The sequence below is a fragment of the Burkholderia sp. WTPI3 genome (assembly GCF_021483755.1).
GTDB lineage: Bacteria > Pseudomonadota > Gammaproteobacteria > Burkholderiales > Burkholderiaceae > Burkholderia.
The window spans coordinates 82,267-92,271 of record NZ_JAGIXF010000012.1; the positions used below are offsets into that span (position 1 = coordinate 82,267).

At 64.2% G+C, this 10,005-nt stretch carries 10 protein-coding genes; 3 read left to right on the plus strand and 7 right to left on the minus strand.

Annotated elements, in window-relative coordinates; translation table 11 throughout:
* Positions 1-297: 297 nt before the first annotated feature.
* The 7 genes from J7024_RS09150 to J7024_RS09180 all read right to left on the minus strand — a co-directional run bounded on the left by J7024_RS09150 (position 298) and on the right by J7024_RS09180 (position 7,123).
* Positions 298-1,290 (minus strand): IS5-like element ISBmu23 family transposase, encoded by a 993-nt coding sequence (locus tag J7024_RS09150; protein ID WP_007182917.1) that lies wholly within the window; start codon positions 1,288-1,290, stop codon positions 298-300.
* Positions 1,291-1,811: 521 nt separating this feature from the next.
* Entirely contained in the window at positions 1,812-2,714 is a 903-nt protein-coding gene (gene rfbD / locus J7024_RS09155) for a dTDP-4-dehydrorhamnose reductase (protein WP_124830906.1), read from the minus strand.
* A gap of 8 nt (positions 2,715-2,722) precedes the next feature.
* Positions 2,723-3,274, minus strand: a complete 552-nt coding sequence (rfbC, locus tag J7024_RS09160) for a dTDP-4-dehydrorhamnose 3,5-epimerase (protein ID WP_175750718.1) — start codon at positions 3,272-3,274, stop codon at positions 2,723-2,725.
* On the minus strand, positions 3,259-4,152 hold the full coding sequence (rfbA, locus tag J7024_RS09165; protein WP_175750717.1) for a glucose-1-phosphate thymidylyltransferase RfbA: 894 nt from the start codon (positions 4,150-4,152) through the stop codon (positions 3,259-3,261). Before rfbA ends, rfbC begins: the two co-directional genes overlap by 16 nt.
* Positions 4,153-4,163: 11 nt before the next feature.
* On the minus strand, positions 4,164-5,225 hold the full coding sequence (gene rfbB / locus J7024_RS09170) for a dTDP-glucose 4,6-dehydratase (protein ID WP_175750716.1): 1,062 nt from the start codon (positions 5,223-5,225) through the stop codon (positions 4,164-4,166).
* Between the two features lie 587 nt (positions 5,226-5,812).
* Positions 5,813-6,646 carry a class II glutamine amidotransferase gene (locus J7024_RS09175; RefSeq protein ID WP_124830857.1) on the minus strand — a complete coding sequence of 278 codons (834 nt, stop codon included), beginning with the start codon at positions 6,644-6,646 and terminating at the stop codon, positions 5,813-5,815.
* 147 nt (positions 6,647-6,793) lie between these two features.
* Entirely contained in the window at positions 6,794-7,123 is a 330-nt protein-coding gene (locus J7024_RS09180; protein WP_124830843.1) for a carboxymuconolactone decarboxylase family protein, read from the minus strand.
* Between the two features lie 127 nt (positions 7,124-7,250).
* On the opposite strand from J7024_RS09180, the gene J7024_RS09185 reads away from it, so the two are divergent.
* The 3 genes from J7024_RS09185 to J7024_RS09195 all read left to right on the plus strand — a co-directional run bounded on the left by J7024_RS09185 (position 7,251) and on the right by J7024_RS09195 (position 9,956).
* Complete coding sequence (locus tag J7024_RS09185; RefSeq protein WP_175762514.1) at positions 7,251-8,198, plus strand: cupin domain-containing protein; 948 nt, start codon at positions 7,251-7,253, stop codon at positions 8,196-8,198.
* A gap of 110 nt (positions 8,199-8,308) precedes the next feature.
* Positions 8,309-8,752, plus strand: a complete 444-nt coding sequence (gene yiaA / locus J7024_RS09190) for an inner membrane protein YiaA (RefSeq protein WP_124830845.1) — start codon at positions 8,309-8,311, stop codon at positions 8,750-8,752.
* Positions 8,753-8,891: 139 nt separating this feature from the next.
* The gene (locus J7024_RS09195) at positions 8,892-9,956 is read left to right on the plus strand and encodes a glycosyltransferase (protein WP_233409945.1); all 1,065 of its coding nucleotides are present in this window, start codon (positions 8,892-8,894) and stop codon (positions 9,954-9,956) included.
* The last annotated feature ends 49 nt before the right edge of the window (positions 9,957-10,005 follow it).

A 10,005-nucleotide genomic window follows, 5' to 3' on the forward strand; every position in this document is an offset into this window, starting at 1 on the left:
TTGTATCTTTCTTACTGGCTGACTGCGTGATTTCCCTGTTATTGCATGCGAAAAGCAAAGCGGCCCGGGGGGTGTACGGCAGATGGGAGAGGAGATTGACCATGCCCGCCAGCTTTGGACATGGACGCGACCCGCGATTTTATCTCGAAAATTATGTTTCACCCTAGGGAAACGCTGATCAATGAGCCTGTCGTCCGCATAACGGACGAGGCAGGTTGCAATTTTCAGATTGACGTAGGAATTTGACGACATGCGAGGTGAGTTTCGCTCGTATTCGGGCCTCACTTCCCGCGTTTTTCACACACATGACGGATTGCTCCCATGAGTCGACAACAGCTGATTTTTCGCGATCACCAGGTTCGCCAGCGCGAACAGACTGAACAGCTGTGCCGTGTTCCTGGCTAGACCCTTGTAGCGCACCTTGCGATGACGAAACAGGTTCTTCACGACATGAAACGGATGCTCGACCCGGGCGCGGATCTGCGCCTTGGTTCGCTCGACCGCGATCACGAGGTCCTTCAGCGGACCTTCCTGCATCGCCCTGATCTTTCCGCGCTTGAGCGCCACGTGCCACTTCACCGTCTTGCCCTTCATCTCCTCGCGCTTGTCCACGCCGGTGTAGCCCGCATCGCCAAACGCTTCCTGCTCATGACCGTGCAGCAGGGCGTGGGCCTGCGATACGTCCGGCTCGTTGGCCGCCGTGGTGACCACGCTATGCACCAGACCCGAGTCGGCGTCGACGCCGACATGGGCCTTCATGCCGAAATACCAGTCGTTGCCCTTCTTCGTCTGATGCATCTCCGGGTCACGGCTCTTCCCGGCGTTCTTCGTGGACGGCGCAGCCTCGAAGATCGTCGCATCCACCAGCGTGCCTTCCTTCATCATCAGCCCGCGCTCGCACAACTCGATGCCGATCTCGTCGAACAGCTTTCGCGTCAGTGCGTGCTCGACCAGCAGGCGCCGGAATTTCAACAGCGTGGTGGCGTCCGGCACGTTCTCGCGCGCCAGGTCGATGCCCGCGAAGGCGCGCATCGCGATGCTGTCGTAGAGCGCATCTTCAAGCCCTTCGTCCGACAACCCGTACCACTGCTGCAGCAAGTAGATCCGCAGCATCCGTTCCAGGCCAATCGGCGGCCGGCCACGCTCGCCCTTCGGGTAATACGGCCCGATCACCGACAGCAGCCGCGACCAAGGGACGACCTTCTCCATCTCGGCCAGAAAGCGTTGACGCTTGGTCACCCGCTTCTTGCCCGCACTTTCCGCTTCCGCAAAACCGATCTGCCGCTGCATCGTCGTGGGTCCGTTCCGTGAGCTTCTTTCTACAACGCCCTTGGCCTCGTCAGCGATGACCGCCAAGCCGAATTGATCAGTGTTTCCCTAGAACGTCTCGAAATTTGCGGACCGGTCGAACGCGGTACGGCGGCGCAGCTTCGGTTGAGGGGGCGGATCGCGGCGGGGATGTAAACAGTCCTAATCAATATCTCGTTATTGCTTCCAGCCAGTTGCGAAAACGGGGCTCGTCGAACGCGCGTTTGATACGTGATCGCATGGAGTGAGGAATATTTTGCAGCAAGAGAGATGGTCGCGTTGCCGGGGCGGGTATTTTTTGCCGGTTGGCGGTGCGATGGAGCCGATGGATGGTGCGCCGGCGCTGAATTTTGCGGCGTAACGCGCATTTGAATCGGAATGCTGTGCGCGGATATTCCCGGGGGGGGGCAACGCTGCAACCGGAATGTCCGGAATATGAGTTCCGTAATAATGCGAAATAATCCGCCAGCCGTGATTCAGCGAGAAGCGGCTGGCGGTACGCTTTAAATCTCTTTCATGCAGAGTTCGAGCGCGGTTTCCCAATCCGGGGCGCCGAGGCCAAAGTGCTCGGCCAGTTTCGCATTCGACATGCGGGAATTGGCCGGGCGCGCCGCGGGCGTCGGATAAGCGCTGGCGGGAATTGGCGTCACCGACGGCTTCTTCGGGAGATTCGACAGGCGGAAGATCGCTTCCGCGAATCCGTGCCACGACGTCGAGCCGCCCGCGCACAGGTGATAGACGCCGGAATGCGTGCGCCACCATTCGTCCCGGCCGGCCGTGCCTGCCCCGATGGCCTGCGCGGCGACGTTCGCGCTCAGCGCGGCGATCGTCTTGGACCACGTGGGTGCGCCGATCTGGTCGGCGACGATCTTCAGCTCGTCGCGCTCGGCGCCCAGGCGCAGCATGGTCAGCAGGAAGTTCTTGCCGCGCGTGCCGTACACCCAGCTCGTGCGGAAGATCAGGTGCGCGCATCCCGATGCCGCGATCGCCTGTTCGCCGGCGAGCTTGGTTTCGCCATAGACGTTTTGCGGATCGACGGGATCGTCCTCGACATACGCGCCATCCTTCGTGCCCGCAAACACGTAGTCCGTCGAGAAATGAATCAGCGCCGCGCCGATGCGCGCGGCTTCTTCGGCGAGTACCGCGGGCGCTTCCGCATTCAGGCGCGTCGCCAGCGCGACGTCGGTCTGCGCCTGGTCCACGGCCGTATAGGCGGCCGGGTTGACGATCAGGTCCGGCTTGACCTCGCGCACTACATCGCGCACCTGATCGAGATTCGACAGGTCGAGCCGGCTGCGATCCAGTGCGACGACCTTGCCGAGACCCTGCAGGCTGCGCGCGAGCTCGAACCCGACCTGGCCGTTGATGCCGGTGAGCAGGATGGTCCGCTGTTCAGGGGATTGCATGGCGCCGCTCATTCGTAGCACTCGGCTTCGACGAGTCGCTTGCCCGCCGCATCCTTCGCCGCCAGCACCGGCTCGCCGTCGAACGGCCATTGAATGCCGATCTCCGGATCGTTCCACAGCAGGCTGCGCTCGTGTTCCGGGAACCAGTAGTCGGTCGTCTTGTACAGGAATTGCGCGGACTCGGACAGCACCACGAAGCCGTGCGCGAAGCCCGGCGGCACCCACAGCTGACGGTGGTTGTCGGCCGACAGCGTCACGCCGACCCACTTGCCGAAATTCGGCGAACTGCGCCGGATGTCGACCGCGACGTCGAACACTTCGCCTTCGACCACGCGCACGAGCTTGCCCTGCGCGTGTTCGATCTGGTAGTGCAGCCCGCGCAGCACGCCCTTCGCCGAACGCGAATGGTTGTCCTGCACGAATTCGACGCCGGTCTCGACGAGTTCCGCGAATTCGCGGCCGTTGAAGCTCTCGTAGAAATAGCCGCGCGCATCGCCGAACACCTTCGGCTCGACGATCTTGACTTCGGGGAGTGCCGTAGCAGTTACCGTGATGGCCATGCGACCTGATCCGTAAGAATGTTCAGCAGATATTTACCGTAGCCGTTCTTCGACAGCGGTTGCGCGAGCTTCTGCACTTGCTCGGCATCGATCCAGTGCTTGCGGTACGCGATTTCCTCGGGGCAGGCGACGACCAGGCCTTGGCGCTTCTGCAGCGTCGCGATGAAGCTTGCCGCCTCGATCAGCGAATCGTGCGTGCCCGTGTCGAGCCATGCATAGCCGCGTCCCATGATCTCGACGTTCAGCGCGCCGTCCGCGAGATAGCGTGAATTGACGTCGGTGATTTCGAACTCGCCGCGCGGCGACGGCTTGATGTCGGCCGCGATGTCGCACACGCGGTTGTCGTAGAAGTAGAGACCGGTGACGGCGTAGTTCGAACGCGGTTTTGCCGGCTTCTCTTCGATCGACAGCGCGCGGAATTCTTCGTCGAATTCGACGACGCCGTAACGCTCCGGATCGTGCACGTGATACGCGAACACCGTCGCGCCCGCGTCCTGTGCGTCCGCGCGCTCGAGCTGCTTCGCGAGATCGTGCCCGTAGAAGATGTTGTCGCCGAGGATCAGCGCCGACGGGTCGTTGCCGACGAAATCGCGGCCGATCACGAACGCCTGCGCGAGGCCGTCAGGCGATGGCTGCACGGCGTACTGGATGTTCATCCCCCACTGGCTGCCGTCGCCGAGCATCGATTCGAAGCGCGGCGTGTCCTGCGGCGTCGAGATGATCAGGACGTCGCGAATGCCGGCGATCATCAGCGTCGACAGCGGGTAATAAATCATCGGCTTGTCGTACACAGGCAGCAGCTGCTTCGACACTGCATGCGTGATCGGATACAGCCGGGTGCCGGATCCGCCGGCCAGAATAATGCCCTTGCGTGCCATGTCCGTTGCCCTTACGCGCGATGCGCGTAGTTTGTTGCGACCCATTTCCGGTAGTCGCCCGAAGCGACTTCGTCGGCCCATTCCTGGTTGTCCAGGTACCAGCGCACCGTCTTCGCGAGGCCGGTTTCGAACGTCTCGGCGGGCTTCCAGCCGAGTTCGCGCTCGAGCTTGCGCGCATCGATCGCATAACGGCGGTCGTGGCCGGGACGGTCGGTGACGTACGCGATCTGGTCGCGATACGAACCGGCCGCCTTCGGACGCGCCTGGTCGAGCAGGTCGCACAGCGTATGAACGACTTCCAGATTCGTTTTCTCGTTCCAGCCGCCGACGTTGTACGTTTCGCCGGTCCGGCCGCGGGCGAGGACTTCGCGGATCGCCGAGCAATGGTCGCCGACGTACAGCCAGTCGCGCACGTTCTGGCCGTCGCCGTACACGGGCAGCGACTTGCCGGCGAGCGCGTTCGCGATCATCAGCGGGATCAGCTTTTCGGGGAACTGGTACGGGCCGTAGTTGTTCGAGCAGTTCGTGGTCAGCGTCGGCATGCCGTAAGTATGCTGATAGGCGCGCACGAGATGGTCCGAACCTGCCTTGGTGGCCGAATAGGGGCTGTTGGGCGCGTACGGCGTCGTTTCGGAGAATTGCGGGTCGGTGGGCGACAGCGAGCCGAATACTTCGTCGGTCGACACGTGCAGGAACCGGAATGCGGCCTTTTCCGCTTCAGGCAGCGTATTCCAGTACTGACGCGCGGCTTCGAGCAGTGTAAAGGTGCCGACGACATTGGTCTGAACGAAATCGGCCGGGCCGTGAATCGAGCGATCGACGTGGCTTTCTGCGGCGAAATGCAGAACCGCGCGCGGCTTGTGCTCGGCGAACAGGGCGTCAAGTGCGGCGCGATCGCAAATATCCGCCTGCGCGAACACGTGCTTCGGATTGCCCTGCAGCGATTTTAACGTTCCCAGATTGCCCGCATAGGTCAGTTTGTCGACGTTAAGAACCGATTCGTCCGATTGACGCAGCCAATCCAGCACAAAGTTGGCACCGATAAAACCGGCGCCACCAGTAACCAATATCATGTAGCCTCTTTTTTATGTTAATGGCAGGCAATACTGCCGTGCTCTCGTTGTGTACATCGCCCTCGGTTGACGCGGGACGAAGAATATCAAAAAACTGCGCGGTCCCGCCTGGCATGGATGGACCAGCTTGCTCGCCGCATATTCGGGAGACACCCCCATATAGCGACGCATTTGCCGACTGCGCGGTCGGCGCAATCCGCATTGCAAGACTATTAATTTTCTATGCCGCGACGGCCCGCCTCGTGCCGTCGTGCCCGCGCGTATCGCCACTTTCCGTTGAGTCTCCCGAGGCTCGCCGGACGAGCGACCGCACGCAAACATTTGCGTGGATTGCAGCCGGGAACTGCGGCGGGACTCGATGCCGATTGTGGTGGGAGTGGTTGCGATACTAAAAAAACGGCGATAACTATAGCATGCTCGATTCGGGCGGAACGAACGTCATCCGGTTTATGTCTCGATTTAAGACGACCGTGTTTTTTTACCGATATGAGTCTTCTCGATGCGCTCGCCGTGGCATCGTTCGCCGAATCCGGCTCGCTCCGGACTCGTTTGGCGCGATGAGGTCGGCGTCGTGAGCGCCTCGCGGCCTATTTGTGCCGCGGATTGAATGGCCGCTGCTGGACGTCGGTGCCATGCGCGACGATCGCCGTGCTTTCCGGCACTTCCTCCCACGCGCCGCGCAGGTCGACGAGCGGTTCCGACACGACCATGAACGCGTCGTCGCCGGCTTCGGCAATACGCGGATTGTGCGGATAGAGTTCGTGCAGATGCCTGAACGACGTGCTGTGGAACAGCGAGCGCGATTGCCGTTCGCTCGAATAGCGCACGGCGATGATCCGGTCGCCGTCCGTTGCGCAGATCGTCATGTTGAGCGGCTCGGCGACGTGATACTGCGCGGCGGTTTCCTCGACCACGCCGACCATTCGTTCGAGCGCCGGCAGCGGCATTTGTTCGAGGCCGTACGTCAACGCGAGGCGGAACATCAGCTCGGAGTCGGTCGAGCCTTCGAGCGTCGGGAACAGCGCGGGGTCGACCTTCATCGTCAGGTCGCGGCGCAGCTTGTGGAAATCGCGGATCAGCCCGTTGTGCGCGAACAGCCAGCGGCCGTGGCGGAACGGGTGGCAGTTGGTTTCCTGCACGGGCGTGTCGGTCGCCGAGCGGATGTGCGCAATGAACATCCTCGAGCGGATCGCGCGGGCGGCCTCGCGCAGGTTGCGGTCGTTCCACGCGGGATGCACCGAGCGGTAGCGAAACGGAAGCTCGTCGGGATGGCCGTACCAGCCGATGCCGAAGCCGTCGCCGTTGGTCGTCGTGGCGCCCAGCTCCGAATGCAGGCTCTGGTCGATCAGCGAATGCTTCGCGCGAAACAGCACCGTTTCGAGATGGATCGGATTACCCGTGTAAGCGAGCCAGCGGCACATGGCGTGCTCCTTCGCGATGAATCGTTCGCGCATGGTAGCCGACTTCGCGGCGCGGTCGAAGGCGATCGCGGCGGCCGGCCGATCGGCCGGGGTCCGTCGCGATCGTCATGCGGCGCATTGCGCCGGGTTGCGTCCCGGCTGCGATCGTCAGTCGCCGAGCGCGTCCATCACGCGCGCGGAGTACACGAGCGCCGCGCCGGCATTCAGCGCGATAGCGACGCCGAGCGCCTCCGCCACTTCCTCCCTGGTCGCGCCATGCTTCGCGGCTTCGGCCGTGTGTACCGCGATACAGCCGTCGCAGCGCGTCGTGACGGCCACCGCGAGTGCGATCAGCTCGCGCGTCTTCGCATCCAGATGGCCCGTCTTGGCGCCGGCACCGGACAGCGCCTTGTAGCCGGCCAGCGTATCGGGCGACAGCTTGGCGATTTCGCCGACGCGCGTCGAGAGTTCCTTCCGGTATTCGTTCCAGTTCAGCATGATGCGTCCTTTCGAAGTGATGGAGCGGGGCGGGGTTGCCGCGATCTCGGGCGATGCAGGACTATTCTGATCGCTCGCGCTGAGGGTTTCGATACGCTAGAGTGTCAATTTTTAGCGCAATCGTCTCATGGATGCATTGAGCCAACTGTTGTCGCTGGGCCGTAGCCATGTCGAACTCGACGTGCGCTGCCTGCTCGACGGCTCCTTCGCGATGCCGCACGATCCGTTGCCGCCGGGTGAAGCGGCGTTCCATCTGTTGCTGGCGGGAAGCTGCCTGATGCGTACCGCCGACGGACGCACGCTGCAACTGGCCGACGGCGACTTCGTGCTGCTGCCGGCGGGCGACGCGCACGATCTGACCGATGTCGGGGGCGGTCGGGCGAAGTCGGTGGCGCCGCTGCGCGAGCCGGTCGCAGCGGGCGGCGCGGTGCTGCCGGTCCAGTCGAATCTCGATCCCGCCGAACCGGGGGGCGCGAGCGTGGACCTGCTGTGCGGACGCTTCGTCTATGCGCGCGGCGCCGGCGAATTGCTGATGCGCACGCTGCCGCGCGTGCTGCACGTCGGGCTGCGCGAAGCATCGGGGCTTGCACCGCTGCAACTGCTGACGAGCGTGCTGCGTGCCGAGGCGTCGAATGCGCAGCCCGGCGCGCGCGCGATCGTGAATGCGCTTGGACAGGCGCTGCTTGCCTACGCGTTGCGCGCATACGGGCGCGACGCAAGCGTGCCGGCCGGCTGGCTCGCGCTCGCCGCCGATGCGCGGCTCGGCCCGTCGGTCCAGGCCGTGCTGCAGGCGCCGGCGCAGCCGTGGACGGTCGAATCGCTCGGCGCGGCATCCGCGATGTCGCGGGCGACCTATGCGCGGCATTTCCGCGAGAAGGCCGGGATGAGCGTCGGTGCGTTCGTCGCGCAGATCCGGATGATGCATGCGTGCGCGCTGCTGCAGGATACCCAGCGTGGACAGGCGGAGATCGGACAGGCGGTCGGCTATCAGTCGGAGGCGGCTTTCGGCAAGGCGTTTCGCGCGGTGCTCGGCACGACGCCGGGGCGCTGGCGGCGTGCGCAGCGCGGCGTGTAGGACGGCAAGCGCGGTCGCCGTGCGACGCGGCAAAGCTGCTACCATGCGCGAAACGCGTTCCTGCGAAGCGCGTTTCCGAACAAGAAACAACAAGAGAGAGGGCAACAGCAATGAACCAGACCACCATCCAGCAGCCGTCGTTCGCATTCGTCGCGGCGTCGTGGGCCGCGCTGATCGCCGGTTTTGCCGCATTCCTGATCGGCCTCTGGAACGCCGGCATGCAGCTCAACGAGAAGGGCTACTACTTCACCGTGCTCGCGTTCGGCCTCTATGCGGCGATTTCGCTGCAAAAGAGCGTGCGCGATCGTGCGGAAGGCATTCCCGTCACCGGCATCTATTACGGGCTGAGCTGGGTCGCCCTGTTGCTCGCGATCGCGCTGCTGATCGTCGGCCTCATCAACGCGACGCTGCAGCTGAGCGAGAAAGGCTTCTACGCGATGTCGTTCGTGCTCGCGTTGTTCGGCGCGGTGACCGTGCAGAAGAATACGCGCGACATGCAGAGCGCGAAGCCGCGTTTCACCGACGCAGATTCCACGCCGTCCGTGACGGAATGAGCGCACGCGGGGCGGGCGGCCGTTGCGGCCGCGCGTCGCGCGACGAACCTCGCGGCGGGCAGCAGGCGCCGGCGCACGGCCGGATTTCCGTACGCCCGATTCATCCGTGCCGCCGCGCATGACGATGGAGACACTCCGGATGCCAGACGATATGCAACCGATGCACGACACGTGCGCGGCCGCCCGTTCCGTGGCGAGCCGCACCGCGCTCGTGCTGGAGACCAACAACCTGCGCGGCGGTGCCGACATCGCGCAGGCCGTCGAGAGCCTGAAGCGCCTCGTGTCCGCGCTGTCGAACCAGACGGTGCCGCCGGCTTCGCTCGCGCAATGGATCATCACGCACGACGGGTTGCCTGGCGACGCATGCGCGCAGATCGCCGCGCTCGCCGGCCGCCCGATCGACTTCGTCGAGATCGACGCGAGCACCGGCTATTACGAAGCGAAGAACGAAGGATTCGATCGTGTCGATGCGGCGCGCAGCGACGTCGTCGTGTTCGGCGATGCCGATTGTCGGCCGGCCGACGACTGGCTCGAGCACCTGCTCGCGCCGTTCGCGCGCCACGGCGACGACCGGCCCGTTGCGGTGGCGGGGCGCACCAGCTATGCGCCGAACGTGCTTGGCGTCGCGCTGACGTCGATCGACTTCATGTACTTTCCGAGCCCGCTGCGCGACGGCGCGACGCGCAACTTCTACGCGAACAACGTCGCGTTCCGGCACGACGTGTTCACCCGATATCGTTACGAGCCGCTCGACGGCGTGTATCGCGCACATTGTCAGGTGCTGGGGCTGCGGATGCAGGCCGCCGGCATCGCGATCGAGTTCGCGCCGTGCGCGCACACCGAGCACCGGCTGCCGGACACGCGTCGCGAATCGCTGAAGCTGCGCTGGATGCGCGGCGAGGACAGCGTCGGGCTCACGCCGTATCTCGTGAATGCGTATCTGCCGCATGCGTGGCAGTGGCTTGGCCGCAGCGGCCCGCTCGGACCGTTCTGCGTGATGGCGATGCGGCTCGGCTACAGCCTGCGCGCGCTCGATCGCCAGCAATTGCCGCGGCTCGGCTTCGCCCGTTACGTCGCGGCCATCGGCGTGACGATCGGCGCGTCCGCGGTCGATACGCTCGGTGCGCTCGCCCGCGGCTTCGGATTGTCCGGGCGCGGGTCGGCGCGGCGCGAGCTCGAAGCGCTGTCGTATCACCGTCATTGAGCGACACCGCGCCACGCCTCGCGGTACACCCACCACGCCCCGATTTCCC

Bases quoted from the DNA above. Each gene is read 5' to 3' on its own strand.
- J7024_RS09150 (WP_007182917.1), bottom strand. From the start codon at position 1,290: ATGCAGCGGCAGATCGGTTTTGCGGAAGCGGAAAGTGCGGGCAAGAAG.
- rfbD (WP_124830906.1), bottom strand. From the start codon at position 2,714: ATGCAATCCCCTGAACAGCGGACCATCCTGCTCACCGGCATCAACGGC.
- rfbC (WP_175750718.1), bottom strand. From the start codon at position 3,274: ATGGCCATCACGGTAACTGCTACGGCACTCCCCGAAGTCAAGATCGTC.
- rfbA (WP_175750717.1), bottom strand. From the start codon at position 4,152: ATGGCACGCAAGGGCATTATTCTGGCCGGCGGATCCGGCACCCGGCTG.
- rfbB (WP_175750716.1), bottom strand. From the start codon at position 5,225: ATGATATTGGTTACTGGTGGCGCCGGTTTTATCGGTGCCAACTTTGTG.
- J7024_RS09175 (WP_124830857.1), bottom strand. From the start codon at position 6,646: ATGTGCCGCTGGCTCGCTTACACGGGTAATCCGATCCATCTCGAAACG.
- J7024_RS09180 (WP_124830843.1), bottom strand. From the start codon at position 7,123: ATGCTGAACTGGAACGAATACCGGAAGGAACTCTCGACGCGCGTCGGC.
- J7024_RS09185 (WP_175762514.1), top strand. From the start codon at position 7,251: ATGGATGCATTGAGCCAACTGTTGTCGCTGGGCCGTAGCCATGTCGAA.
- yiaA (WP_124830845.1), top strand. From the start codon at position 8,309: ATGAACCAGACCACCATCCAGCAGCCGTCGTTCGCATTCGTCGCGGCG.
- J7024_RS09195 (WP_233409945.1), top strand. From the start codon at position 8,892: ATGCCAGACGATATGCAACCGATGCACGACACGTGCGCGGCCGCCCGT.